The organism is Granulicella sp. 5B5, assembly GCF_014083945.1.
GTDB lineage: Bacteria > Acidobacteriota > Terriglobia > Terriglobales > Acidobacteriaceae > Granulicella.
This window is the reverse complement of the sequence record NZ_CP046444.1, coordinates 1673357-1698988: the sequence shown is the minus strand read 5'-3', so window position 1 is coordinate 1698988 and position 25632 is coordinate 1673357. Positions and strand designations below refer to the sequence as shown.

Genomic DNA, 25632 nt, shown 5'->3' with positions numbered 1-25632 from the left:
TACTGGGCGGCGCAATCGATTCCGTGGAGGACCACGCTGTGATTTGTAAACGGTTACTTTCCGTCGCCGCCCTCGTCTGCTTCTTGCCCGCTGGCCTCATCGCCCACGCCCAGGCCCCGCTCCCACCCGAGCCCCGCACGCCACCACTCCTCCTCGGCGCCGCCTGGTACCCCGAGCAGTGGCCCGAGTCCCGCTGGGACGCCGACCTCAGCCTTATGGAGGCCGCGCACATCCACTTCGTCCGCGTCGGCGAGTTCGCCTGGTCCACCCTGGAGCCCTCCGAGGGCGACTACCAGCTCGACTGGCTCGACCGCGCCATCCGCCTCGCCGAAAAGCACCACATCGCCGTCGTCCTCGGCACGCCCACCGCCGCGCCGCCCGCCTGGCTCACGCAAAAGTACCCTGAAACCCTGCGCACCCTCGCCGACGGCCGCAAGGACGAGCACGGCAACCGCCAGCAGTTTGACTGGTCCGACCCCAAGTACCGCGAGCTCTGCCGCATCATCGCCACCAAAATGGCCGAGCGCTTCGGCCACGACCCTAACGTCATCGGCTGGCAGATCGACAACGAGTACGCCAACGAGAGCTACGGCCCCGCCGACCGCACCCGCTTCCAGCAGTGGCTCAAGGCCAAGTACAAAACCCTAGACAACCTCAACGCCCGCTGGACCACCGCCTACTGGTCCGAGACCTACCAGTCCTGGGACCAGATCCCCATTCCGCAGTCCGGCAACCCCGGCCTCATGCTCAACTGGCGTCAGTTCATCTCCGACACCTGGCGCAGCTACCAGAAGAACCAGCTCGACGCCATCCGCGCCCACGCCGACCCGCGCCAGCGCATCACCACCAACATGATGGGCTGGTTCGACCGCTACGACCACTACACCGTCTCGCAGGACCTCGACTTCGCCAGCTGGGACGACTACATCGGCTCCGGCCACATAGACCCTGCCCGCAACGGCGCCACCCACGACCTCACCCGCGGCTTCCTCCGCAAAAATTTCTGGGTCATGGAGACCCAGCCCGGCATGGTCAACTGGTCCGCCGACAACAACATGCTCAACAAGGGCGAGGTCCACGCCATGGCCTGGAACGCCATCGGCCACGGCTCCGAGGCCGTCGAGTACTGGCAGTGGCGCTCCGACCTCAACGGCCAGGAGGAGTACCACGGCACCCTCGTCGGCCCCGACGGCACACCCGTCCCCGTCTACTACGAGGTCCAGCAGGTCGGCGCCGACTTCGACAAAGCCGGCCCTGCGCTCGCCGGCACCACCGTCGACTCGCAGGTTGCCATCCTCAACGACTACCCCTCCCGCTGGGCCATCGGCTGGCAGCGCCACAACAAAGCCTTCGACCCCATCGACTCCCTGATGACCTACTACCGCCCGCTGCATTCGCTCACCGGCTCCATCGACATCGTCGCCGACACCGCCCCGCTCAGCCGCTACAAGCTCGTCGTCGCCCCCGCGCTCAACCTGCTCACGCCCGCCGCCGCAAAGAACCTCGAAGCCTACGTCCGCGGCGGCGGCCACCTCGTCCTCGGCCAGCGCTCCGGCATGAAGAACGAAGACAACGGCCTCAACCCCGAGCGTCAGCCCGGCCCGCTGGTTGACATGCTCGGCGCACGCGTCGAGCAGTTCTACGCGCTCCTGCCCAGCGTCCCCGTCCCCGTCAGCGGCGACTGGGGTTCCGGCGAAGACACCCTCTGGGTCGAACAGCTCGGCTCGCTCAAGCCGGACACGCAGGTCCTCATGCGCTACGGCAAAAGCAACGGCTGGCTCGACAACCAGCCCGCCGCCGTCACCCGCAAGGTAGGGCAGGGAAGCATCACCTACATCGGCATGGAGCTCTCCCCCGAAACCGGGGCGAAGGCCGCCCAATGGATGCTCAACCAGGCGGGCATCGAACCCACCATGCCCAACCTGCCCGAAGGCGTTGACCTCGCCGTCCGCACGGGTGAAGGCAAACGCATCCTCATCCTCACCAACTACGCAGCAGAACCCCGCACTATCAAGCTTCCGAAGCCGATGGAAAACATCCTCGAAGGCGGCACCGTGGACTCCATCACACTCCCGCAATACGGTGTCGCCGTACTCAAATAGATAAGCACTGCCTCAACGGAACGGGAGGGAGCCAGCGCAGGCATCATAGCTGACGGGAACTTTCTGGCTCCCATCCGCGTAACGCTCGGCATGTCGAAGTTCTTGCTCGCGCTCACACTTGTTGCCTCTCTCGGTTACGGGCAGAACGGTGTTGCCCAGCAGCCGGCTCCGTCCTTACCCGTTTATGACACCGTTGTAATCAAGCAGAGCGATAGCCTCGTACGGGGTAACCACACGGATGTAGACGACACCACGTTTCAAGCGACCAATGTATCGCTCAAACACCTGCTCGTTAACGCGTATGGAATTCGCGAAGGCCTGATGTTTGGTCTGCCCGGATGGGCCAGTTCATCGCGATTTGACATTACCGCCAAAGTGACCGATCCGGACCTGAAGACCTTGCGCAGTCTCACCCGCGAGCAACGCCAGGCGATGCTCGCAGCCGTCCTTGTCGACCGTTTTCATCTCAAAACTCACACCGAGATCAAGACGCTCCCCGTGTACGAAATGATCGTCGCAAAAGGCGGTCCGAAGCTCAAGGTAAGTGCCGTTCCATCGGACCCCGCGAACCCGGATCGCCCGGGCCTTGGCAACATGAATGTCCACAACACGACCATCATTGCCACCGGGGTAACGCTGTCGGAACTGGCGGGAAATCTGGCCTTTCCGCTCGATCGCACCGTGATCGACAAGACCGGACTGACGGGCCGATACGATTTTCAGCTGCAATGGACCCCGGATAACGCTGCGAACGGCGCGGCCGATAGCGGTGCCGCCGACCTTCCGCCCGATCTCTTTACGGCGATGCAGGAGCAGCTTGGTCTCAGGCTGCAAGCTGCGAAGGGGCCGGTAGAGACACTGGTTGTCGACCACGTCGAACAGCCCACTCAAAATTGAACACATGGATGCCACGCATCCATGCGGGAACTAAAATGGCTACCAGCCCGTATCGTTCCGGCAAGGAGACCTGCGTCCATGTTCCGCATCGCTCGGCCCTACCTCGTTCTGCTCCCGGCTCTTCTCATCCTCGCGCCCGGCCTTTGCACACACGCGCAGACGCCCATCGTGGAAGAGCCCGGCTACAAGCCCACACTCACCTTCGACGTCGCCACCATCCGCCTCTCGCCGCCACCGGACGCCCACTTCCATGTCTCCGTCTCCAGCCCGCCGCACTCCACCCGTTTTGAGGCCACCAACCTCCCCATCAAGGCGCTTCTCCAGATCGCCTACGGCTTCGACGCCCCCGTAGTCGGCGCGCCCGACTGGGTCGCCAACACCTTCTACGACATCAACGCCCGCTCCGACGAAGCCGCCGACGCCCGCCTCGCCAAGCTCACCGACAACGAATCTCGCCTCGAAAAGCGAAACGCCATCCGCGTCCTGCTGGCCGAGCGCTTCGGCCTCAAGACACATCTCGAAACCCGCAACAGCGCCATCTACAACCTCGTCATCGCCAAGGGCGGCATCAAGATGCAGCTTGTCCCTCCACCGCCAGCCAGCGAAGCGCCCGCACCACCCCCGCCCTCCAACGTCCAGGCCCACGGATCGCCCCACGGCCTCGAGTTTGACGGCTCGAACGCTTCGTTGCGCGCCATCTGCGGCGCCCTCAGCTCCATGGTCGAAGCGCCCGTCATCGACAAGACCGGCCTCAACGGAACTTACAACTACACACTCCAGTTTGGCCGCGACTGGTCCGCGCGCGACCCCGACGGCTGGCCCTCCATCTTTACCGCCGTGCAGGAGCAGCTAGGCCTCAAACTCGACTCCGAGCACGAAGACGTTCCCAACCTCGTCGTCGATCACATCACCAAGCCCACGGAGAACTGACGCGCGTTCATCCGAACCCAACCCTCGGAATAGGCTTCAGTGCTGCCAGTTCTTGTAAACGAACTCCAGGCTGTACCCATCCGGGTCAAACACATTGGCCGCATAGTAGCGCGGGTCGTAGTAGTCCCGAAACCCAGGTGCACCGTTATCGCGAGCTCCGGCAGCCATCGCGGCGGCATAGGCGGCATCCACATCGCGCTGGCTGTCCGCCACAAACCCCACATGCACCGCGCGGCTGTCGGCTGCACCTTGCCGCAACCAGAAGAAGATGCGGCCATTCGCCCCAAACCCCTTCAGGTCCGGATGCCCCGGCGGCCCATCGTTGCCGTCGTAATCGTACACGTGCGTGATGCCAAGCGGCGCCAGGGCCGCCGTATAGAACGCAATCGAACGCTCCACATCGCTCACCGAAAGAAAAATATGATCCAGCATCTCAGTCCGATCATAAACGTCTGCGTGGCTTTGCCCTTTGTCATGATTTGTCACGCCGTTCGTGACGAATCATGACAAGGCATTACTCAATATGACCGCAGGGCCCGGCGCAATGAGTTCTTCTGAACATGCTTCAGAAATCAGAAACAGGAGAACAATCATGACCAACAAGACCGCCTCCACGACTCTCGCGCTCGGTATCCTCATGCTCGGCATGTCCGCTGCAGCGCTGGCACAATCCACCAACGGCACCCTTCGCGGAACCGTCCTCGACCCCTCCGGCGCGCTCATCCCGCAGGCCCAGGTCACCGTCACCAGCGCCGCCGGCTACACCCGCACTCTCACCAGCGACGGCACCGGCAACTTTCAGCTCGCGCATCTCGCCCCCGGCAGCTACTCCGTCAGCATCAACGCCATCGGCTTCACCCCCGCGCTTGAGAGCGTCCACGTAACCGGCAACAAGGTCGCCTCCGAGCAGATCAAGCTTGGCATCTCCGTCTCGCAGCAGATCGAAGTCTCCGCGAACGACGCCCTTGCGGAAAACGATGTGAACGCCCCCGCCGACGCTCGCTGAAGAGGGCCCAAAGAGCAACGGATGGTTCGTCGGGTGCCGACATCTCGTTTTGAGATGTCGGCTTGCAAGGGCGCCATCGAGTGCGAAAGATCGGACTGCTTTAGCTACAGGCACTCTTTTCAACCATCAGGATGCTGTCCCTTACGCACCCACCTCCCCCACAGTTCCACACCCTCTTGACACGCCGACTATCATAGAAGCAGCGAGAAAGCTCGCGCTGGACCCGTCAGACAGCTTCCCGTCGCGGTGTTCTCCGTGTAGACAGTACCACCGCTAACTCCAATCGGCTGCGGATCATAGCCCCAAAAACGGGGGGAGGGTGCAGGCAGCTAGTAAACTGGAAGAATGAGACTGATACTTCCTCCAGGTGACTTCAAGGCTTACCTGTTCGACTGCGACGGCACCATCGTCGACTCCATGCCGCTGCACTTCGTGGCCTGGACCAAGGCGCTTGCCGAGTACGGCTGCACCAGCTTCACCGAAGACCTCTTCTACGCCTGGGGAGGCCTCCCCGTCACCGCCGTAGTCGAAGAACTGAACAAACGCGACGGCCTCTCCATCCCGATGGAAGAGTTCGCCCACCGCAAGGAGAGTCTCTACTACGACCTCATCCACGAGCTCAAGGCCGTCCCCGAGGTACTCGAAGAGATCCACCGCACCCACGGCACCATCCCCTTCGCGGTAGTCTCCGGCAGCACCCGCGAATCGGTCGTCAAGTCGTTGGAAGCACTAGGGATACTGGATATGTTTGAGACCCTGGTCTGCGCCGGCGACTACGCCCGCTCCAAACCATCCCCGGACCCCTTCCTGCTGGCCGCCGAGCGCCTCGGTGTCGCCCCGAAGGACTGCCTGGTCTTCGAGGACGCCGACATCGGCATCCAGGCCGCCACCGCCGCCGGCATGAAGTCCATCCGCATTCTCCAGCCACCCGAGCGGGCAGCCCTAGCCATGGCATAGACGCTAATTCGCTGCCGCTGCAGTGAAATCGGCCAGAAAGCTGCTATTCTAATAGCTGTTGTTCAATCGCTGGCTCCCCTCAAGGGAGCCGCAGCAGGAAACCCCAATGCCTAAGTTGAAGACCCACTCCGGCGCCTCCAAGCGCTTCAAGAAGACTGCCAGCGGAAAGTTCAAGCGCGGCCAGTCCAAGATGCGCCACATCCTCACCTCCAAGGAACAGAAGACCAAGTCCAAGCTTGGGAAGATCGTCCTGGTGTCGGTGGCGGATACGCCGAAGGTTGCACGGATGCTCCCCTACGCCTAAGGCGTAAGAGGGCATAGAGTTTTCGGATCAAGCCATCTCGTAAGAGATAAAGGGTCGCAAAAGCGTTCAGGCCCCTGGGATTGCGAAGCAATCCCACTGAGATTCGAAGTTGTAGGCGAGTGAAGAGGCCACCCTTACCTCCAGCCGCTCAAACGAAGTACGCAAAAGGAGACTGACCATGCCCCGTGTAAAACGGAGTACCAAGCGTAACGACCGCCGCAAAAAGATCCTCAAGCGCGCGAGTGGTTACTTCCTCACGAAATCCAAGCTCTACCAGGCCGCTCAAGAAGCTGTTGAGCGCGGTCTGAAGTTTGCCTACATCGGCCGCAAGCAGAAGAAGCGCCAGTTCCGCTCGCTCTGGATCGTGCGTATCAACGCCGCCTGCAAGCTGAACGGCATGAGCTACTCAACGTTCATCAACGGCCTCAAGAAGGCTGGTAACGGTCTGGACCGTAAGATCCTCGCCGACATCGCCGCGAACGACGCTGCCGGTTTCGCCGCGCTCGCTGCGCAGGCGAAGGACGCTCTCGAGGCCGCAAAGAAGACTAGGGACGCCGCGTAAACTGGCTGCCGGAAATCACGAAGGGCGTGGCGCAAGCCATGCCCTTTCGCTTTGCAAGATGCAACGTACTCGATCCCGCGAATACACTCAAGATCATGATGAGCCTTCGTACATGGGTCCTAATCGCGGCGTTTGCGGTCCTTTGTGGAACTGCCGCTGCGCAGCAGCCGCAGGTGGCGTTTACGTTTGACGATCTCCCCGCGCACGGTCCGCTGCCGCCTGGCGAAACTCGACCGGAGCCCGTCAAGTCGATCCTTGCAACCCTCAAGGCGGAGCACATGCCGCCGGTGTACGGTTTCGTCAACGGCTTTCGCTTGATTGGGTATCCCTATCAAATAGAAATCCTCAAGGACTGGCACAATGCAGGCGAACCGCTGGGCAGTCACACGTACTCGCATCTCTCGCTTGATGTGATCTCAGCCGAAAGGTTCGAGCAGGACATTGCGGCGAATGAAGCAGTGCTCGCAAAGGTCGACCCCGATGGCGACTGGCATTGGTTTCGCTACCCGTTTCTCGATGAGGGCGATACGCTGGCCAAGCGCCGCAACGTGCGTGCCTATCTAAAGCAGAATGGCTACAAGATCGCTGAGGTCACAATTGACTTTCAGGATTACCTTTGGAACGAGCCCTACGCGCGTTGCATGGCAAAGCACGACGACGCCAGCGTTGCGTACCTCCAGACCAGCTACCTGGCGACGGCGAGCGAGTTCATCGACGTGTTTCGCGGGCTCTCGAAGCAGCTCTACGGGCGCGATATCCCCTATGTGCTGCTGATGCACGTAGGCGCCTTCGATGCGCGCATGTTGCCACGGCTCATCGCGCTCTTCCGCGCGAAGGGCTTCCAGTTCGTCACCCTGCAGCAGGCTGAAAGCGACCCGGCCTACAGCTTCGATCCGAACATCGGATATCCCGGCGGCGGCACGCTCATGGAGCTTGTAGCACAGGTGAAAAAGGTGAACTTTCCCGACAACACCGAGCCGGATAAGAAGCTGGACGCGGTCTGCCGATAGGGGGACGGTGCATCCTGCGGTGCAGGACATTTTGGTGAAAGATGATTGCACGTCCCGCAGCGAGTGAACCTTAGGATGAGTTTAGGAATCAAACGACTATGCAGATGACAGGCAACACCATCCTGATTACCGGTGGGGGCTCAGGTATTGGCCGCGGTCTTGCGGAAGCGTTACACGCGCTGGGCAACCATGTGATTATCGCAGGACGACGCAAGTCGATCCTGGAAGAGGTCATGGCAGCGAATCCCGGGATGAAGTCGCTGGCGTTGGATATCGAGGATCGGACGGCAATTCGTGCGCTCGCTGGCCGTATCGCCTCGGAGCACCCGCAACTGAATGTGCTGATCAACAACGCCGGCATCATGCGTGCGGAGGATCTGAAGGACCAGCAGGACGACCTTGCCAATGCGGAGTCGATGGTGACAACCAACCTCATGGGGCCGATCCGGCTCACAGCGGCTCTGCTGCCGCTGCTGCGCAAGCATGCGTCGTCAACGATCATCAATGTGTCGTCGGGTCTTGCATTTGTCCCACTAGCATTCACACCGACCTACTGCGCAACAAAGGCGGCGATCCACTCGTACACGCAGTCACTGCGCTACCAGCTCAAAGACACCACCACCGAAGTAATCGAGATCATCCCGCCCTACGTGCAGACCGATTTGCTCCCCGGTGACGGCGATCCACGCGCGATGCCGCTCAAGGATTACATCGCGGAAACAATGGAGATACTGAAGTCTCAGCCCACGCCACAGGAGATTTGCGTGAAGAACGTGCTCGGACGGCGCGACACCGTCGACCAGGGCAAGTTCGATGCGATCTTCTATCCTCTGAACGAAGCCATGGCAAGCCGCTTTCAGTAGTCGCACGCAGCTGCACATACGCCTGACCACACCGGCGTAGGACTGTATCCTTAAACCGATGCCAATGGACCCTGAGACCGCGCCCGTGCGCCCACCCTTTGAATCGTGGGGACGCTACCCCTCGTATGACGCTACCCTGAAGCCACTGTACTGGCAGGGGGACTTTCCCGGTGCGCTGGCTGGCGCGCACTCCGGCGCGTTGCCGGTGGGTATGGGCCGAAGCTATGGCGATGTGTGCCTCTTGAAGGAAGGCACACTCCTGCCGACGACGGCCATGAACCGTCTCTTGGATTTCAATGCAGAGACTGGTCTGTTAACCGCAGAGGCAGGCATCACGCTGGCGCAGATCCTGGACTTCGCCGTGCCGCGTGGATACTTTCTTCCGGTCACACCGGGCACGAAGTACGTCACGTTAGGCGGCGCCATCGCCAACGATGTCCACGGCAAGAACCACGATGTCGCTGGCTCGTTTGGCAATCACGTTCCGTGTTTTGAGCTGGTGCGCTCCGACGGCACACGGATGCTGTGTTCGCAGAAGGAGAACCCTGACTGGTTTGCCGCGACCATCGGCGGCATGGGCCTGACCGGGTTGATCACATGGGCGCAACTGCGGTTGCAGCCTATCGTCTCGCGCATGATCGACTATCAGGGCATTCAGTTCCACGGTATCGACGAGTTTCTCGATCTGAAGAAGCAGTACGAGCAAGTCGCTTATACCGTCAGTTGGGTCGATTGCGTCTCGACAGGCAAAAACTTCGCTCGCGGCATCTTCATGCTGGGCGACCACTCCAAGGTACCGGCGCAGTTGACGACGACGCCCAAACCCAAGTTAGTATTTCCCTTCAACGCACCTGGATTTGCGCTGAACCGCGCCTCGGTCAGCTTGTTCAACACGTTTTTCTTTCACAAGCAGATGAAGCCCCATGTGAGCACATTGCAAGACTATGAGCCATTCTTCTACCCGCTCGACAAGGTGCTTCACTGGAACCGCATGTACGGTAAGCGTGGGCTGCTGCAGTTTCAGTATGCAATTCCGTGGGAGCATGCAAAGGAGGGTACAGAGGCGATCCTGAAGGAGATCGCAAAGTCCGGCCTGGCCAGCTTTCTCGCCGTGCTCAAGACCTTTGGTGATATTCCTTCACTAGGCATGATGAGCTTCCCACAGGCCGGCATCATGTTTGCGCTGGACTTCCCGATCAAACCGAATATCAGCTTTCCGCTGATGCAACGGCTCGGCGATATGACGCTGGAGTTTGGCGGGCGCCTCTACCCAGCTAAGGACGCCTGCATGACGGCGCCGCAGTTTCAGGCGTTTTACCCGAAGTGGCAGCAGTTTACACGCTACAAGGACCCGGCGTTGACCTCCAGTTTCTGGGAGCGTGTGACCGCGAGTGAAGGAGCGGCGCGATGAGCTCCATGGAGCATACACAGACTGCAACGAACGCAGAGCAACAGCTACCGATCCGCTATGCGCCAACGGCTGTGACAGATGATGCAGCTGAGGCGGGCCCGCGACGGATTCTGGTGCTGGGTGCTACATCGGGCATCGCTGAAGCAACCTGCCGCCTGTGGGCCGCACGCGGAGATCATCTGTTTCTGGTGGCGCGCAACGCCGATCGGCTGCATGTAGTCGCAGCCGACATGCGCGTACGCGGAGCAGGCTATGTTGACACGGCAGTAGCAGATCTGGACGACACCACCAAACATGCGGAGCTGCTGGCTCACGCAGTCAACTCGCTGGCTGGACTGGATTTAGTGTTTGTTGCCCTCGGAGTGCTCGGCGACGCTCGTGAGTCGGAACGCGACTTTGCGGAGGCGAACCGAATTCTGCAGACGAACTTTGTCTCGGTGGTGAGCCTGCTTACGTGGCTGGGCAACTACTGTGCACAGCGTCATCATGGAACCCTGGCCGTGCTCTCCTCTGTGGCTGGCGACCGCGGACGCAAGTCCAACTATGTGTATGGCTCTTCAAAGGCTGGCCTCAGCGCGTTCGTTGCCGGCCTGCGCAATCGCATCGACCGCGAAGGCGTGCGCGTCATCACCATTAAGCCCGGCCCCGTAAAAACGGCCATGACAGCGGGCATGGACATCAAGAGCGGCATGGCCGATGTGGACGACGTCGCCGCGACGCTCGTGAAGGTCATCGATAAGGGATCGGACGTCGTCTACGTGCCCGGCAAGTGGCGCATCATTATGGCGATCATCCGCGCGGTCCCGGAGTTCCTCTTCAAGAAGCTGAACCTGTAACTACTGTTGCTGTGACTGCTGCATCTGGCGACGAGTTATGGGTGGCGGCTGCTGCGGCAGCGCCTGCGCTTTCTCCACCAGCATCGACCAGTCTTCCGGCACCGGCAGTTCGCGGTCGAGCGACGGGATACCCTCGCTCGGCTCCACGCGAACGGCCACGGAAAGCTCGCTCTTGGTGCGGCCGCGGAAGATACCGTGCGTGGGCGGCACATCGGCGTAGTCGCGGCCGATAGCTGTGCGGATGTGGCGGTCGGCAGCGACGAGGTTGTTAGTCGGGTCGAAGCCCACCCACCCGAGTTCGGGAAGAAATGCCTCGATCCACGCATGTGTAGCGGAAGCAATCGACCGATCGTGATCGCGCTCGCCATGGTAAAGATAGCCGCTGACATAACGGCACGGCACACGCAAACGCGAACGCACCAGCGCAATCATGATGTGCGAGAAGTCCTGACAGACGCCTGCTTTAGTGTTGAGCGCATCATCGATAGGAGAGTCCGCGTTCGTGGTTTGTGGCTTGTAGTCAAAGTATCTGTAGAGCTGTTCATTCAACCGGTAGAGGACTGAGAGAGGATCATCCGCGCGTTGCAGGCTCAAATGATCTGCGAGTGCTTCCAGAGCAGGTGTGGAGATGGCGAACTCGCTGGGCAGAAGCATCTCCCAGAAGTCGCTCTCATGTACGAGTGCATCCAGTTCGTCCCATGCGGCTGCTGGCAGTGACGTCGGCAGCTCCGGGTGCGGCTGCATTTCAACCAGCGACTCCGCGACAATAACGAGCTGCCCATGCTGGCCCGGAATGTCGAAGTGATGCACATGGTTCGCAAGGTGGTCCCGATAGCTGAACACGCGGCAGCGCGGGCTCACCGAAAGTTGAAACGTGAGGCAGCGTTGCTGCGCGTCGGAGCGCGGATGCATGCGCGTCTCCATAATGCTCTCGCTGACGGGAGTCTTGTAAAGGAACTTCGTCAGATGGCGGATCGAGTAATACATCGGTCCCTCCTCACGCTGCTTCTGCCAGAGTTTGTAACTCACAACGGTCCTTCTTTTGATGCATCGGCGCCGCTAGCCCGCGAGTGCCGCCTGAATGGAGTAGTTGACGTAAAGCTGGTAGATCGTCTCATGGATCGCATTGCACTGTTGTTGAATGCGACGCAGGTAGCCGATCACGTCGCGGTCGAGGATCTCATCCACGCTTGCAAACGCGAGCGACGACGCGAGCTTCCCGGCCAGGCGATGGAGGTCGTCGGCACGGCGCTTGCCGGACTGCCGCTGTATGGCTATCAGTGCCTCTTGCAGGGCATTGATGGAGAAGCGCAGTGAGTGGGGAAACTCAGGATCAAGCAGCAGGAACTCAAAGATGCGCTCCGGCGTCAGGTCTGCAGTGTAGACCTTGCAGTAGGCCTCAAAGGCGGTGGCGCTGCGCAGCAGGCCCATCCACTCCAGGTACTCATTGCCGTCTGTGGCGCGTTCTGGCTGTAACCACAGATCGTCGTTATAGGCCTCCAGCAGCAGCGTAGTCGCGGTGGCGCGCTCGAGAAAGCGGCCAACTTGAATAAAGTGCCAGCCTTCGCCGTGGCTCATGGTAGAGTCGGTTACGCCTTGAAACTGATGCACGGCTTCCATTACCTGCTGTAGAAATGCAATCGGTGCGTCGTTGGAGTTGCTCGTCGCCTCCAGCGTCATCTCCTTCTTAAAACCCGGGCGAGTGACCTCGAGATACAGCGAGTTCACGCGATGCCATTGCTCGGTGGAGATCTGCTCGCGCATGTGACGTGCGTTTTCGCGTGCGGAGATGATGCAGCTCACAACGGAAGACGGGTTCGTCGTATCGAAGGTAAGCGTATGAGCAAGTGTGTAGGGATTGCCCTCCCACTTCAGGCGTCGCGGTCGCCCCAGGCCCTGCAACAGGCGCGGCCACCGCCGATCGGCGCTGCTGGTGCTCTCGTCAAGCATCAGGTTCAGGTTCACATCGAGCAGGCGCGTGGTGTGCTCCGCGCGCTCGAGGTAGCGGCTCATCCAATACAGCGAGTCGGCGACGCGAGAGAGCATAGAGTCGGCTCCTTTCGGCCTAAATGCTAATGGCTGTGCATTCACTGTACACGTTCCGTTGCAATCGGTTCGGACTTCATCAGTCGGATAAACAACTTGTAGAACCGCGCCGTATCCAGGTCTTCCTGCACATGCACCGGCGTGAGTTCGCGCTGCGGCTTGTTGGCTTCAGTCCACGTGAGCGTGTCGCCATAGTTGGGCCCGTGTGTCGTGTCTACATCGACATAGAACATGCGTTCTTTGGTGATGATCTTCGGATCAAGCAGCGCAGCGGCCTCGAGTTCATCCCACAGGTAGTAGAACTCGTGCGTGTACTTTGCAATGTACTGCGCGGCGGGTGCAGGCGAGCTCTTGATCTCGTTGTACATGGCCTCGCTGAAGCGCGTCTTCACGCTGATGTCCACAGTGGTCAGATCAATACGTGGCCACTTCGCGCGAAAGGTGATGTGCGCGGCCTCTGGGTCGAACCAGAAGTTGAACTCATGGCGCGGATGCGTGGCGAACTCGGGATCATCAGTCACCGGTGCCAGACTGCCACCCATGATGACGATGCCTTGCGTCAGCTCCGCGAAGTGCGGATCGATAGAAAGCGCGAGCGCTATGTTCGTCAGCGGCCCGGCCGCGTAGATCGTCACCTGATGCGGATGCGCATGCACTTGGCGGATCAGGAAGTGCGCAGCGTCTTCGTCTAGCGGCTTGGTTGTTGGTTCTCCCTCAGCAAGGGGCGGCACAACGAACGGGCCATGATACTGCTGTGTGCTGGTATGCGCGGCAAGGTCTCCCCATGCACCATACCAGGGAAATGTTCCTACGATCGGCTTCTCAAGGTTCGTCTCCTGCTCCGTCCGCAGCAGGGGAAAGACCGAGCCCGGCACGACAGGAACATCCGTGCGGTGGATAAGCTCGAGCATGCGCAGCGTATGCTCGACCTCTTCCGGCTCCCACGCGTTGCCGCTGACCATCGTGATGCCGAGCACCCGTACCTCAGGCGACTGCAACAGGACCATCATCGACATCTGGTTCGAGCCGCCCGGCCCTGACCCATCTTGATCGATCAGCACAAGGCGCTGAGCACATGCCGCACTCACAAGCGTTCCAAACGTGAGCGCGCAGACCAAGGAACAAAAGATGCGGCGACTAAGCTTCAGGGGCTTCCTCCCGTTGTTGTTCGGCCAGCACCCAGGTGTCCTTGCTGCCGCCGCCTTGCGAACTGTTCACAACCAGCGAGCCGCGCTTCAGCGCAACGCGCGTCAGGCCACCTGGGACGATTGTTACCTTATCGCCATATAGCACATAGGGCCGCAGGTCGACGTGCCGCGGCTCAAGCGCGTCTCCAATCAGGCATGGCGCGCGTGAGAAGCTGATCGTCGGCTGTGCAATGTAGTTGCGCGGGTTGGCGCGAATCTTTTCGGCGAACACCTCGCGCTCCTTGGTGGATGCCTGCGTGCCAATCAACATTCCATAGCCACCGGACTCGCCGACGGCTTTGACGACAAGTTTGTCCAGGTTCGCGAGCACGTAATTCCGCTCCTTCTCGATGGAACACAGGAACGTCTTCACGTTATGCAAAATCGGGTCTTCGCCGAGGTAGTACTTGATGATGCTCGGCACAAAAGCATAAAGCGCCTTGTCGTCTGCAACGCCGGTGCCGAAGGCGTTTGCGAGTGTTACGTTCCCCGCGCGGTACGCGTTGAACAGTCCCGCCACTCCGAGGATTGAATCCGGCCGGAAGGCAAGTGGATCAATGAAGTCGTCGTCGACACGGCGGTAGATCACGTCCACGCGGCGCAGTCCGCTTGTCGTACGCATATAGCAGATGTTGTCGTGCACCACCAGGTCGCGGCCTTCGACGAGTTCGATACCCATCTGGCGCGCAAGATAAGCGTGCTCAAAATACGCCGAGTTGAAGACGCCCGGCGAGAGCAGCACAATGTTCGGCTCCGGTCGGCCTTCCGGCGCCAGCGAGCGCAGCGTGCCCAGCAGCAGTTGGGTGTACTGCTCAATCGGCCGCACATTGTAGTTGCGGAACAGTTGCGGGAAGATACGCTTCATCACCCGCCGGTTGGTGAGCATATAGCTCACACCGGAGGGTACCCGCAGATTATCTTCCAGCACCACAAAGTCGCCATTCTCCAGCCGGATCAGGTCCGTGCCGCACACGGCGACATAGACGTTACGCGGCACCTCGAGCCCGCACATCTGGCGGCGGAACTGCGGACAGCTATAGACCAGCTCGCGTGGCACAATGCCGTCTTTCAGAATGCGGCCGTCGTTGTAGATGTCCTTGAGAAACAGGTTCAGCGCCGTAATGCGCTGGGTCAGCCCGCGCTCCACCCGCTCCCACTCCGCAGCGGTGATGATGCGCGGCAGCAGATCGTATGGAAAGATCTTTTCCGTACCCTCTTCGCGGCCATAGACCGTAAAGGTGATGCCCTGGTTAAGGAAGCTAAGATCGGCAGCCTGCTTGCGGCGCTGCAGCTCATCTGGCGGCAGCGCGGCGAAGTGGTTCAGCAGCGGTCCGTAGTGTTCATGAAGCGAGCCTGGGCCTTGAAACATCTCGTCATAGGCGTGATCCAGCGCATACTCTTGCAGGGCTGCGAGCTCTGTTGGGCCAGGGCGGGCTTCGGGCGAGCGATTTTCCATGAAACTAAAGTATAGGGTATCGCTCCCGGACGCGCGCCTGTACCTATACAGATTGTGCTGCGCTGGCGAAGGTGTGCAGCACGTCCTTGCAGCAAGCGCTGCCCAAATCCGTAACCCAGCAGTAACGCGCCCCGGCCCAACACACTGAACTGGCGCGCGAGTCAGCCCACTCCTGTAGAATAGTGGAGACGCGCACTTCGCCAATTTTCGTATCGCGAAGGCCGGCACGCATCCGCGTGCGTCGGGCAGTCTCCCGCGCGACATAATTAAACCGAACCTAGGCATGGCATTTTTAGCCGAATCTCAGGATTTAGATAGGACACCCCCTCCGCTGTGAGCACCTCGAACACTGCCCAAGTAATCCGCAATATCGCCATCATCGCGCACGTCGACCACGGCAAGACCACGCTGGTCGACGCCATGCTGCGCCAGTCCGGCACCTTCCGCACCAACGAGGCTGTCGTCGACCGCGTCATGGATTCGAACGATCTTGAAAAGGAACGCGGCATCACGATTCTCGCGAAGAACACCGCGATCCATTACAAGGACTCGAAGATCAACATCGTTGACACGCCAGGCCACGCCGACTTCGGTGGCGAAGTCGAGCGCGCCCTCAAGATGGTCGACGGCGTCGTTCTGCTCGTCGACGCCTCGGAAGGCCCGCTGCCGCAAACCCGCTACGTGCTCTCCAAGGCGCTCGAGGCCAAGCTCACGCCCATCGTCGTGGTTAACAAGATCGACCGCCCGGACGCACGTCCGCAGGAAGTGCTTAACGAGGTCTATGACCTCTTCATCGACCTCGATGCAGACGAGTCTATCCTCGACTTCCCGGTCATTTACACCAACGGCAAGGCTGGTACGGCGACGATGGATCTCGCCACGCCGGGCACCGACCTGCAGCCGCTCTTCGAACTCATCTTCCAGACGATCCCTGCCGCTCCCGGCACCGCCGACGGCGATCTCCAGGTGCTCGTCACCAATCTTGATTACTCTGACTATCTCGGCCGTCTCGCGATCGGACGCGTCTTCAACGGCACGCTCCGCACCGGCCAGGAGATCAATCTCTCCCGCACGGACGGCACGCTCCAGACCGTGAAGATCACCAAGCTCTTCACCTACGACGGTCTCAAGCGCATCGACACCGAAGAGACCACCGTAGGCGACATCATTGCCGTCGCCGGTATCGACAACATCACCATCGGCGAAAGCTTCTGCGCCCTGGAGAACCCCAAGCCGCTGCCGGTCATTAAAATCGACGAGCCGACCATCGCGATCATCTTCTCGGTCAACAACGGCCCCTTCGCCGGCCGCGAGGGCAAGCTCGTCACCAGCCGCAATATCAAGGAGCGCCTCGAACGCGAGCTGCTCACCAACGTCTCCATCCGTGTTGAAGACACTGGCACGCCTGATAACTTCAAGGTACTGGGCCGTGGCGAGCTGCAGCTCTCCGTGCTCATCGAGATGATGCGCCGCGAAGGCTTCGAGCTCATGGTCTCGCGTCCGCAGATCGTCACCAGGCGTATCGACGACAAGCTCATGGAGCCCTCGGAAATTCTTACGGTTGACATCCCGGAAGAATTCTCCGGCACCGTCATCCAGAAGCTTGGGCCGCGCAAGGGCGAGATGACCAAGATGGCCAACCACGGCTCCGGCCGCGTGCGCATGGAGTTCAAGGTCCCATCGCGCGGCCTCATCGGTCTGCGCAATGAGATGCTCACCGAGACCCGCGGCACCATCGTCATGAACTCCATCGCAGGCGAGTACATCCCCTATACCGGCGAGATTCCGCAGCGTCCCTCGGGCGCGCTCATCTCTGATCGCCAGGGTGTTACCACCCTGTATGCGCTTGACGGGATCCAAGAGCGCGGCATCCTCTTCCTCTCGGACGGCGTCGAGGTCTACGAAGGCATGATCATCGGCGAGCACTCCCGCGATAATGATCTCGATGTGAACTGCGTCCGCGAGAAGAAGCTCACCAACATGCGTGCCTCCGGTTCTGACGATGCGGTTCGCCTCGTCCCCTTCAAGGTGCTTACATTGGAGCAGTCCATCGAGTTCATCGCCGACGACGAGCTTGTGGAAGTGACGCCGAAATCCCTGCGCATGCGCAAGAAGGTGCTGCAGGCAAATCGTCGCCCCAAGAAGAACCAGACAGTCGAGTAGCAGGCGTTTCACGCATCAGCAAAGGCCCTCCGTCAGGAGGGCCTTTGTCGTGTCTCCATGTGCGCCCAATCTACGGGAGCGTCCCTTTGATCGCGTCATCCAGTTCAACGTGGTTCTTCTCCAGTAGATCTCCAAGCGCATAATCAAGCTGAATGCGCGCCTTGATCCAGTTGGACCGCGCGGCGATCTCCGTCGACTTTGCCTGCGCCACGTAAGCCTCGTTCTGCAGCACGGCCTCCTCTGTCGACTGCCCGACCGTCAGCTTGTCACGCTCGGCATCCAACAACTGCGACTGAAAATTAAGGCTCTCTTCGGCAGCCGTATAGGCGGCCTGCGCCGTTTGTAGCGCCACAACCGCAGTCTCCACATCCTGACGTACGTTCGCGGCCAGCTTCTCCGTCCGGGCCTGCACTTGGCGCAGTTGGACGGCATCACGTGCCGCGTCACTCTCGGCAACCCGGTTGCGGACTGGCAGATTCAACTGTAGCCCTGCCTGATACACCGTCGACACCTTCGCGCCACCGAATCCCAGCTCCTGCGGCGTAACGGGGATACCGGTGCCGGCGGAACCAAGCGTCTCAAAAGGCTGCTCTGCCGAGCCACGCGTCTCTACATTGCCGTACAAATTCAGTTGCGGGCGCGCGTTGTTCCGGCTCGCCTCTGCGTTGATCTTGCCAGTCTCAACCTGCAATTGCGCCTGCGCTAGGTCTGGCCTGCGCGCTAAAGCCTGTTGCACAAGCGACGGCACATCCAGCGTATCCAGCGCCTGCGGCACAGTAATCGAATCCGTCGGAACAATCTCGGTAAAGCTGCCAAGCTCCGCCTCAAACACCGGCGAAGCCTCGCGCAGCAACTGGTTGCGCAGAATGATCTCCTGCTGCCGGTACAGTCCCTGCGCCTGGATAAGATCGAAGCGTCCGGCACTCTCCAACGCCCGCGCTCTGGTTAGCTCAATCGGAGCGAGCGTGCCTTGCTGCTCCTGGTTCTCGTCGTCCTCACGCAGCTTGGTGGCGGCTCGCAGCGACTCCTGCTTCACGCGCACATTCTCTCCCAGCGAAACAAGATCGAAGTACAGTCGCGACGTTCCATAGATGGTGTCCATGACCTGTTGCTCGAACACCAGCCGCGAGATCTTCTTGTCCGTGCTCGCAATACGCAGATAGCGCAGGTTCACGCCGCGTCCGAAGCCTCGCAGAAGCGGTTGTGTCAGCGTGACAGACGTGCTCGGACTGTGGAACGGGTTCAGTTGTGACCCATTCGCGTAGCTCACCTGTGCCGCGTTGTTCACAATGGCCTCAAGCTGCGCACCCGTAGAAAACCCTTGCAGATACGACGCGTTGAACGTTGTGAAGTCCAGGGCTTGAGGAAAAGAGACGTTGACGCCGCCACTCGTAGACCCGCCCAGCAGCACCGCATCCGACCGTCGCAGATAGCCCGCATCCGCGATGATCTGTGGATCGAACAGTGGAACGTTTGGCCCTGTCGAGTAAGCGAATCCCGTGCTCGACTCTGAAAGCGACTGCGTCTGCTGCGTAGTCGAGTTGAGGCTCGTAAGGTCTGTCACCGCAGGCGCAGTTGGATTGGTGTTCGTCGTATCCGCTGTCAGCAGTGGCGAACCCGGTCCGCCGACACCGTTGGGCGGCAGTTGCACACTGTAGTCGAGGCCACGAACATTGCCCCCACCTGCAGCACGCACTGTGTCTGTCTGCGCAAGCACAAGGTTATAGCGCGCGGTCTCTACATCCAGATTGTTTTCGAGTGCAAGATCGATCGCATCCTCGAGCGAGAGATAGAGCTTGCCGTCACGCACCAACCCCTTCAGCCGCGTCGCGTCTCCAGGAAAAAGCTGTGGCACCGTTGCTGCATGGTATGGCCCCGCAAAATGCAGAAACGCAGGTGTAAGACCACTCACCGCTTCACGCAGCGGTAGCGAGTTTGTATCTTCTGCATGCCGTAGCTGCGGCGCAGGCGCGTTTGGCGGAGCCACTTGCCCCGCAAGTCCTGGCACCTCCGGCGCAGCCGCCGGCTTTGGCGCCGACTGCGCGCAGGCCACAGCCGTCAGCAATGCCGTCAGCGCAAGTTCGACCGAAAGTGTGTGTGCGGTCCTCATGGGTTCTTACGCCTCGGCGCAAGGCGCACCTCTGCTCCTTCCACCACATCGTCATTGACCTGCGTCACAACCACATCACCCGCCTTCAACCCGGTCAACACCTCGGAGACATTCCCATAGTCGCGTCCAATGCTGATCGGCACGTAATGCACCTTATTGTTCGCAACCGTTGCGACCACGGTTTGGTCGTGCCGAATAGCAATCGCATCATCACTCACCGTAAGCGGCGCAGCAGCGCCTTTCAATGGCGGAAAGCTCACCGTCGCATACATCCCTGCAATCAGCTTGCCTCCACTGTTGTCGATCTCCAGTTCTGTCAGAAGCGTGCGCGTGTTCGGATCGATCGAATCTGCCGTGCGTGTCACCGTTGCCTGCAGGTCAGCACCTGGCAGCTCTTGAAACGCCACCGGAGCCTGCTCACCAACATGCACCGCCTTGGCATAGCTCTCAGGCACAGAGACGAGAATACGCAGCTTCTTCACCTGAGACACCGCAAACAAAGGCCCACCCTGTCCCGGCGACTGCGCCGAAGTGGCCGATGTGCTCGTGCTGCCAGAGGAACCGGCATTGTTCGCGGAGCCGGCCTGCGCCGTACCGCCGCTGCTGGAGATCTGTCCCTGTGGCGGCGGTCCGTTCAACGCTCCCGAACTCGACCCACTCGCTGAGATGAGCGCTCCAGTATCGACGTTCCGTTGCGTGATGACGCCATCAAACGGCGAGCGTACCTGTTCATACGACTGCAGCGAAACCTCGCGGCTCAGGTTCGCCTTGAACGCATCGACGTTGCGCTGCGCCGCTGCAACATTCGCCACCTGCGAAGAATAATTCGCCTCCTGCGTATCGCCGTCCTGGCGCGAAAAGACACCCTTCGCCACCAGCACGCGATAGCGTTGCACTGTTACCGTCGCCAGCTTCAGTTGCGACTGCTGTTGTGTGAGTTGCTGTTCCGCCTGTGCTACCTGCTCGCGTGCCTGCGACACCTGTGCATCGAGGTCCGGTGCATCGACGGTGGCCAGCAGTTGTCCCTGCTTCACATGCTGCCCAATGTCCACATAGTAGTGCTTCAGGTAGCCGTTAGAGCGAGCATACACGTACGCAACATTGTCGGGGATCGTCGTTCCCGGAACGCTAAGCCCCTGCTCATTATTCGCAGATGGCGTTATCGTCTCGGTCTCGACAAGCGGTTTGCTGTTTCGTTCCTGGTCAGCGAGCTTCTCCGTTTGCTCATCGCGCAGGTGCCGTGGCACCCACCCTGCCAGCAAAACCACGGTAAACAGCACGGCAAAGCAGAGCAGAAACAGCCGCATCTTCCGCGGGTTGGTCGGGTGCTGGTTCTCGTGTTGTATCGGTGCGTCGGCCATATCTCCGTCCTAATTCGCTTCCGGCTCAGGGTTGTTATGGTGCCACTTGGGATCGCCCTCGTGCTCCTCTTCGTCGATCTCCTTCGAGTAGTCGATCGGCGTCTCCTTCCGCAGCAGTGAGTAGATCGTCGGCACCAGGAACAGTGTGCCCACGGTGGCAAACAGAAGTCCGCCGATCACGGCGCGGCCCAGCGGCGCATTCTGTTCGCCGCCTTCACCAAACGCCAGCGCCATCGGCAGCATGCCAAGGATCATCGCCAGCGCCGTCATAATTACTGGCCGCAGTCGTGTGTGCCCGGCATTCAACGCCGCCTGCACACGGTCACGCCCCGCGAGCCGTTCATCATTCGCAAACACCACCATCAGGATAGAGTTCGCCGTCGCCACGCCGATCGTCATAATCGCACCCATCAGCGACGGCACGCTGAACGTCGTCTGCGTCACATACAGCATCCAAAGAATGCCGCAGAACGCGCACGGAATCGCCATCAGAATAATCAGCGGGTCGAGCCAGCTCTGGAAGTTCACCGCCATCAGAAGATACACCAGCCCAATGGCGAACACGATGCCGATCCCGAGCCGCAGGAACGAATCATTCATCGTCTTCACCTCGCCGCGCAGCTGCAGTTGCGTGGTCTTCGGCAGAGTCGGCGTCGTACGGTCCATAATCTTCTGGATCTCTGCGGAGACTCCGCCAAGATCGCGCTGATCGACATTGGCCTCCACGTCATACACCGGCTGAATGTTGTAGTGGTCGGAGATGATCGGCGAAACATCACGCTTGAAGCTTGCCAGGTTCCCGAGCTGTTGCGACGCGTTGCCGGCAGCTGTCGTCACGGGCGTCTGCGCCAGCTCCTCGGGACTGTCAATGCGATAGATCGGCGTCTGTGTCACGATCTGATAATTCACACCTGTTGCTGGATTCAGCCACTCATTCGGCGCGGTCTGTCCCGTTCCCGTTAGCGAGATCAGCGTCGACTGCGCCACATCCTGCTGCGTCAATCCAATCTGCCGCGCCTTCGTGCGGTCCACGTTCACATCCAGCGTCGGGTACGACACCTGCTGATGAATGTGCACATCCACCGCGCCGGGTATCGCCGCGACCTGCTTCTCGAGTTCCTCTGCGAGCTGGTAGTTCGTCTTGCCACCCGGCGCGGGCCGGCCAATCACCTGCAGGTCGATCGGCGCCGTCAATCCAAAATCGAGAATCTGGTTAGTGATATTCGCCGGCGTAAAGAAGAACGTGCCGTCAGGAAACTTCTCATGCAGATCGGCGCGCAGCTTCCGCATATACATCTGTGTGTCTTTCGGCCCCGGCTTCAGTGCAATCAAAATATCGCCGTCGGAGTTCGAGATCGTCGCCTCGCCACCAAAGGCAAGGTTGATGCCATTGTTCGGCAACCCAATGTTGTCGAGGATCAAATCAATGCGGTCCGCGGGGATTTGCGTGCGTATCTCGCGCTCCACCGCAGCAAAGTATTGTTCGGAGTCCTCCAACCGCAGCCCCTGCGGCGGCGCCACATGTAATCGCATCTGGCCGGAGTCGACATACGGGAAGAAGTCCTTGCCGATGAACAACAGCATCGGCAGTGAGATTAGCAGCAGCAGGCCAAACAGCAGCAGCGTCGTCTTCGCATTGCCCAGGCACCACTCCAGCAGCCGCGTGTACTGGTGCTGAAACCGTTCGAACTGGCGGTCGAACTTCGCATGCCAGCGCCAGATGAAGCTCCGTCGCTCTTCTTCCTCGCTGGCCTTCGGGTCCTGATACAGATGGATCTCCTTGCTCAACAGGAAGTGCATCATCGTCGGCAGCAATGTACGCGAGAGGAAGTAGCTCGCGAGCATTGCAAATGCTACAGCCTCAGCCAGCGGCGTAAACAGATATTTCGCCGCGCCCGTCAGCAGCACCACGGGCACAAACACAATGCAGATCGAAAGCGTCGACACAAACGCCGGCGCCGCCACTTGCTGAGCGGAGTGAAGGATGGCGCGCGTCAGCGGCAGCTTCTCCGCCATGTTGCGGTGCGTGTTCTCAATCTCCACCGTTGCATCGTCCACCAGGATGCCGACCGCCAGCGCCAGCCCACCCAGCGTCATCACGTTGATGCTCTCGCCCATCGCCGTCAAAATAACCAGCGATGTCGCAATCGACAGGGGGATTGAGATACAGACGATGATCGTCGACCGCCACGACCCCAGAAACAGCAGGATCATCAAACCCGTCAACAATGCGGCGATCGTCGCCTCGCGCACCACTTCGTTAATCGAGCTGCGCACAAAGATCGACTGGTCGAACAGTGGCGTAATCTTCAGCGTGCCCAGGCCAGCCGTCAATCGCGGAATCATCGACTTCGTCTGCGAGACGATATCCAGTGTCGAAGTCTGGCCGTTCTTCAGCACCGTCAGCAGAGCAGCGCGTTGTCCGTTCTCGCGCACAATGTTCGTCTGTTCGGCGAACCCCATGTGCACCTGCGCGACATCCTTGATATAGACGACAGCACCATTCGACGCCCGGATCGGCAGATCGTTCAGCTGGTTCAGGTCGAGCGGGCTGGAGTTCGTCTTCACGACGTACTCCCTGTCTCCCATGCGCGCCGTGCCTGCCGGCAGAATCAGGCTCTGCTGCGAGATGGCCGTCGAGACGTCGGTCGCCGAAAGGTGATGTGCAAACAGCAGCTGCGGGTCGGTGTCCACCATCACCTGCTTTACTTTGCCGCCGTAGGGTAGCGGAACGCTGGCGCCCTTCACATTGGCCAGCCGAGGCCGCACGAACTGCAGTCCATCGTCATACAGATCGGCCTCGCTCAGTCCTCTCCCGCTCAGCGCCAGCTGAAGAATCGGCACCGACGACGCGTCGTACTTGATCACAAACGGCGGGAACGACCCCGGCGGCAGCACACGCAAAATCGTCTGCACAATCGAGGTCACCTGAGCCACCGCCAGGTCCACCTTCACGCCCGGCTGAAAGTAAACCTTGATCACCGCGATGCCTTGGTAGCTCTCGCTCTCCGTATGCTCGATGTCGTTTACGGTGGTCGTCAGCGCGCGCTCACACACCGTCACGATCCGTCCGTCCATCTCCTGCGGCGTCAGGCCCGAATACGTCCAGACGATGCTGACAACAGGAATGTCGATGTACGGAAAGATGTCCTTCGGCGTCTCAATCGCCGACCCGATGCCCAGAATCGCAATGAGCATCGACAGCACGACGAAGGTGTAAGGGCGGCGTAGCGCTAGCCGTACGATCCACATATTGCCTCAGGAAGTTTGATTGCCGTTCACGAAGTGAGACGCGCGAACTACCTGCTAAGATTCGGGTTCGAACGTCCCTGTGCGGTTAGCGGCGGTCTGTGCGAATCCGCCCCGTGTGGTCTCTCATCTTCTTCGATCCTATCCTTAAGCCTCTACGCTGCATATTTCGCAGGTGCCGCAAGCCACCGCTGTATGCTTGCCGGAAGGTCGACACTCCAGATGACAGTCACTCGAAATTTACACGTTTGTCTCGCAGGCAGACTTCTCACCCTGGCAGCGGGCGCAGCCCTCCTGGTTGGCACGGCGAGCGCACAGATGGGTATGGCAGGCCACGACATGTTGCAGATGACCTCGCCCGCTCCGAGTACGTCAAGTTCCTCGATGCCTGGCGCAACTGCGACCCCGCCAGTCCCGAGCTCGCCCGCGCACACGAGTACCCCAACGACCAGTCGGTCGTAGCCCAACTCCACTAGCTCTCAAGGCAACCAGGAAAACAGCAGAGGCCGCCCCGAAAGGCGGCCTCGTTTCTATCTGCGGAACAAACTACTTCTTCGCAGTAGCGAAGCGCTTGTTCACTTCGTCCCAGTTCACAACATCCCACCATGCAGCCAGGTACTCCGGGCGGCGGTTGTTGTACTTCAGATAGTAGGCGTGCTCCCAAACGTCGTTGCCCAGGATCGGAAAAAGTCCATCCGAGATCGGCGAGTCCTGGTTCGGCTTAGTCACAATCTCCAGCTTGCCGCCCTTGTACACCAGGAAGCCCCAGCCCGAACCAAACTGCTTGGCCGTCGCCTCGTTGAACTTTTTCTTGAAATCATCGAACGAGCCAAAGTCCGTCGTGATCTGCTCGCCGATATCGCCTGTCGGCGTGCCGCCGCCGCCCGGCTTCATGATTTCCCAGAACATCGTGTGGTTTACATGGCCGCCGCCGTTGTTGCGCACCACGCCGCGTACATCTTCAGGAATGGCGCCCAGGTCCGCAACCAACTCTTCAGGCGTCTTCTTGCCAAGGTCCGGGTGCTTCTCCACCGCGCCGTTCAGATTGGTTACATAGGCCTGGTGGTGTTTGTCATGGTGCAGTTTCATCGTCGCTTCGTCGATGGTCGGCTCAAGCGCCGCATAGTCATAGGGAAGGGGAGGTAGTTCGAAGGCCACGGGATTGCTCCTTTATCTGTCGGT

The 25632-nt window shown here is 60.2% G+C and carries 22 protein-coding genes; 13 read left to right on the top strand and 9 right to left on the bottom strand.

All coding sequences use genetic code 11. The features are described from left to right. Positions 1-38 precede the first annotated feature (38 nt). The 3 genes from GOB94_RS07155 (at position 39) to GOB94_RS07145 (ending at position 3929) form a co-directional block, all read left to right on the top strand. Positions 39-2102 (top strand): beta-galactosidase, encoded by a 2064-nt coding sequence (locus tag GOB94_RS07155; RefSeq protein WP_255484332.1) that lies wholly within the window; start codon positions 39-41, stop codon positions 2100-2102. 90 nt (positions 2103-2192) lie between these two features. After that, a complete protein-coding gene (locus GOB94_RS07150; protein WP_182278144.1) occupies positions 2193-2999 on the top strand; it encodes a TIGR03435 family protein in 807 nt (268 codons plus the stop codon). A gap of 78 nt (positions 3000-3077) precedes the next feature. Further along, complete coding sequence (locus GOB94_RS07145) at positions 3078-3929, top strand: TIGR03435 family protein (protein ID WP_182278143.1); 852 nt, start codon at positions 3078-3080, stop codon at positions 3927-3929. 36 nt (positions 3930-3965) lie between these two features. Here GOB94_RS07145 and GOB94_RS07140 read toward each other — a convergent pair whose 3' ends face one another. Then, on the bottom strand, positions 3966-4361 hold the full coding sequence (locus GOB94_RS07140; protein WP_182278142.1) for a VOC family protein: 396 nt from the start codon (positions 4359-4361) through the stop codon (positions 3966-3968). A gap of 160 nt (positions 4362-4521) precedes the next feature. Here GOB94_RS07140 and GOB94_RS07135 point away from each other — a divergent pair, with 160 nt between their 5' ends. The 8 genes from GOB94_RS07135 to GOB94_RS07100 all read left to right on the top strand — a co-directional run bounded on the left by GOB94_RS07135 (position 4522) and on the right by GOB94_RS07100 (position 10878). After that, positions 4522-4935 carry a carboxypeptidase-like regulatory domain-containing protein gene (locus GOB94_RS07135; protein WP_182278141.1) on the top strand — a complete coding sequence of 138 codons (414 nt, stop codon included), beginning with the start codon at positions 4522-4524 and terminating at the stop codon, positions 4933-4935. A 345-nt stretch (positions 4936-5280) separates the two neighbouring features. Beyond that, positions 5281-5892, top strand: coding sequence for an HAD family phosphatase (locus GOB94_RS07130; RefSeq protein WP_182278140.1), 612 nt, complete (start codon positions 5281-5283; stop codon positions 5890-5892). A 106-nt stretch (positions 5893-5998) separates the two neighbouring features. After that, positions 5999-6196 (top strand): 50S ribosomal protein L35, encoded by a 198-nt coding sequence (gene rpmI / locus GOB94_RS07125; protein ID WP_182278139.1) that lies wholly within the window; start codon positions 5999-6001, stop codon positions 6194-6196. Between the two features lie 178 nt (positions 6197-6374). Further along, positions 6375-6758 (top strand): 50S ribosomal protein L20, encoded by a 384-nt coding sequence (gene rplT, locus GOB94_RS07120; protein ID WP_182278138.1) that lies wholly within the window; start codon positions 6375-6377, stop codon positions 6756-6758. Positions 6759-6853: 95 nt separating this feature from the next. Further along, positions 6854-7768, top strand: a complete 915-nt coding sequence (locus GOB94_RS07115) for a polysaccharide deacetylase family protein (RefSeq protein WP_255484330.1) — start codon at positions 6854-6856, stop codon at positions 7766-7768. Positions 7769-7866: 98 nt separating this feature from the next. Next, the gene (locus GOB94_RS07110) at positions 7867-8631 is read left to right on the top strand and encodes an SDR family oxidoreductase (RefSeq protein ID WP_182278137.1); all 765 of its coding nucleotides are present in this window, start codon (positions 7867-7869) and stop codon (positions 8629-8631) included. Between the two features lie 58 nt (positions 8632-8689). Continuing rightward, positions 8690-10042 (top strand): FAD-binding oxidoreductase, encoded by a 1353-nt coding sequence (locus tag GOB94_RS07105; RefSeq protein ID WP_182278136.1) that lies wholly within the window; start codon positions 8690-8692, stop codon positions 10040-10042. Beyond that, complete coding sequence (locus GOB94_RS07100; protein ID WP_255484329.1) at positions 10039-10878, top strand: SDR family oxidoreductase; 840 nt, start codon at positions 10039-10041, stop codon at positions 10876-10878. The genes GOB94_RS07105 and GOB94_RS07100 overlap by 4 nt, the downstream gene beginning before the upstream one ends. Here GOB94_RS07100 and GOB94_RS07095 read toward each other — a convergent pair whose 3' ends face one another. From GOB94_RS07095 to GOB94_RS07080, 4 genes are all read right to left on the bottom strand, one after another. Beyond that, positions 10879-11865 (bottom strand): transglutaminase family protein, encoded by a 987-nt coding sequence (locus GOB94_RS07095; RefSeq protein WP_182278491.1) that lies wholly within the window; start codon positions 11863-11865, stop codon positions 10879-10881. A gap of 72 nt (positions 11866-11937) precedes the next feature. Further along, positions 11938-12924: an alpha-E domain-containing protein gene (locus tag GOB94_RS07090; protein WP_182278135.1), complete on the bottom strand. Its 987-nt coding sequence runs from the start codon at positions 12922-12924 to the stop codon at positions 11938-11940. 41 nt (positions 12925-12965) lie between these two features. After that, positions 12966-14012 (bottom strand): nucleoside hydrolase, encoded by a 1047-nt coding sequence (locus GOB94_RS07085; RefSeq protein ID WP_255484328.1) that lies wholly within the window; start codon positions 14010-14012, stop codon positions 12966-12968. A gap of 49 nt (positions 14013-14061) precedes the next feature. Continuing rightward, positions 14062-15480 carry a circularly permuted type 2 ATP-grasp protein gene (locus GOB94_RS07080; protein ID WP_346265654.1) on the bottom strand — a complete coding sequence of 473 codons (1419 nt, stop codon included), beginning with the start codon at positions 15478-15480 and terminating at the stop codon, positions 14062-14064. Positions 15481-15900: 420 nt separating this feature from the next. Between GOB94_RS07080 and typA the strand changes: the two genes are divergently transcribed. After that, positions 15901-17730, top strand: coding sequence for a translational GTPase TypA (gene typA / locus GOB94_RS07075; RefSeq protein ID WP_182278133.1), 1830 nt, complete (start codon positions 15901-15903; stop codon positions 17728-17730). Between the two features lie 70 nt (positions 17731-17800). Here typA and GOB94_RS07070 read toward each other — a convergent pair whose 3' ends face one another. Genes GOB94_RS07070 through GOB94_RS07060 form a run of 3 tightly spaced genes read right to left on the bottom strand, consistent with a single transcriptional unit; the run spans position 17801 to position 24453 of the window. Continuing rightward, on the bottom strand, positions 17801-19840 hold the full coding sequence (locus GOB94_RS07070) for a TolC family protein (protein WP_182278132.1): 2040 nt from the start codon (positions 19838-19840) through the stop codon (positions 17801-17803). Continuing rightward, positions 19837-21201, bottom strand: a complete 1365-nt coding sequence (locus tag GOB94_RS07065) for an efflux RND transporter periplasmic adaptor subunit (protein ID WP_182278131.1) — start codon at positions 21199-21201, stop codon at positions 19837-19839. Before GOB94_RS07065 ends, GOB94_RS07070 begins: the two co-directional genes overlap by 4 nt. Before the next feature lie 9 nt (positions 21202-21210). Then, entirely contained in the window at positions 21211-24453 is a 3243-nt protein-coding gene (locus tag GOB94_RS07060; protein ID WP_182278130.1) for an efflux RND transporter permease subunit, read from the bottom strand. Between the two features lie 245 nt (positions 24454-24698). Between GOB94_RS07060 and GOB94_RS07055 the strand changes: the two genes are divergently transcribed. Next, positions 24699-24926, top strand: a complete 228-nt coding sequence (locus GOB94_RS07055; RefSeq protein ID WP_182278129.1) for a hypothetical protein — start codon at positions 24699-24701, stop codon at positions 24924-24926. Between the two features lie 70 nt (positions 24927-24996). On the opposite strand, the gene GOB94_RS07050 is transcribed toward GOB94_RS07055, so the two are convergent. Continuing rightward, on the bottom strand, positions 24997-25608 hold the full coding sequence (locus GOB94_RS07050) for a superoxide dismutase (RefSeq protein ID WP_182278128.1): 612 nt from the start codon (positions 25606-25608) through the stop codon (positions 24997-24999). Between the last annotated feature and the right edge of the window lie 24 nt (positions 25609-25632).

Excerpts from the sequence above, each read along its gene's own strand:
- GOB94_RS07150 (WP_182278144.1), top strand. The coding sequence starts at position 2,193 with ATGTCGAAGTTCTTGCTCGCGCTCACACTTGTTGCCTCTCTCGGTTAC.
- GOB94_RS07145 (WP_182278143.1), top strand. The coding sequence starts at position 3,078 with ATGTTCCGCATCGCTCGGCCCTACCTCGTTCTGCTCCCGGCTCTTCTC.
- GOB94_RS07140 (WP_182278142.1), bottom strand. The coding sequence starts at position 4,361 with ATGCTGGATCATATTTTTCTTTCGGTGAGCGATGTGGAGCGTTCGATT.
- GOB94_RS07135 (WP_182278141.1), top strand. The coding sequence starts at position 4,522 with ATGACCAACAAGACCGCCTCCACGACTCTCGCGCTCGGTATCCTCATG.
- GOB94_RS07130 (WP_182278140.1), top strand. The coding sequence starts at position 5,281 with ATGAGACTGATACTTCCTCCAGGTGACTTCAAGGCTTACCTGTTCGAC.
- rpmI (WP_182278139.1), top strand. The coding sequence starts at position 5,999 with ATGCCTAAGTTGAAGACCCACTCCGGCGCCTCCAAGCGCTTCAAGAAG.
- rplT (WP_182278138.1), top strand. The coding sequence starts at position 6,375 with ATGCCCCGTGTAAAACGGAGTACCAAGCGTAACGACCGCCGCAAAAAG.
- GOB94_RS07115 (WP_255484330.1), top strand. The coding sequence starts at position 6,854 with ATGATGAGCCTTCGTACATGGGTCCTAATCGCGGCGTTTGCGGTCCTT.
- GOB94_RS07110 (WP_182278137.1), top strand. The coding sequence starts at position 7,867 with ATGCAGATGACAGGCAACACCATCCTGATTACCGGTGGGGGCTCAGGT.
- GOB94_RS07105 (WP_182278136.1), top strand. The coding sequence starts at position 8,690 with ATGCCAATGGACCCTGAGACCGCGCCCGTGCGCCCACCCTTTGAATCG.
- GOB94_RS07100 (WP_255484329.1), top strand. The coding sequence starts at position 10,039 with ATGAGCTCCATGGAGCATACACAGACTGCAACGAACGCAGAGCAACAG.
- GOB94_RS07095 (WP_182278491.1), bottom strand. The coding sequence starts at position 11,865 with ATGTATTACTCGATCCGCCATCTGACGAAGTTCCTTTACAAGACTCCC.
- GOB94_RS07090 (WP_182278135.1), bottom strand. The coding sequence starts at position 12,924 with ATGCTCTCTCGCGTCGCCGACTCGCTGTATTGGATGAGCCGCTACCTC.
- GOB94_RS07080 (WP_346265654.1), bottom strand. The coding sequence starts at position 15,480 with ATGTTTCAAGGCCCAGGCTCGCTTCATGAACACTACGGACCGCTGCTG.
- GOB94_RS07070 (WP_182278132.1), bottom strand. The coding sequence starts at position 19,840 with ATGAGGACCGCACACACACTTTCGGTCGAACTTGCGCTGACGGCATTG.
- GOB94_RS07065 (WP_182278131.1), bottom strand. The coding sequence starts at position 21,201 with ATGGCCGACGCACCGATACAACACGAGAACCAGCACCCGACCAACCCG.
- GOB94_RS07060 (WP_182278130.1), bottom strand. The coding sequence starts at position 24,453 with ATGTGGATCGTACGGCTAGCGCTACGCCGCCCTTACACCTTCGTCGTG.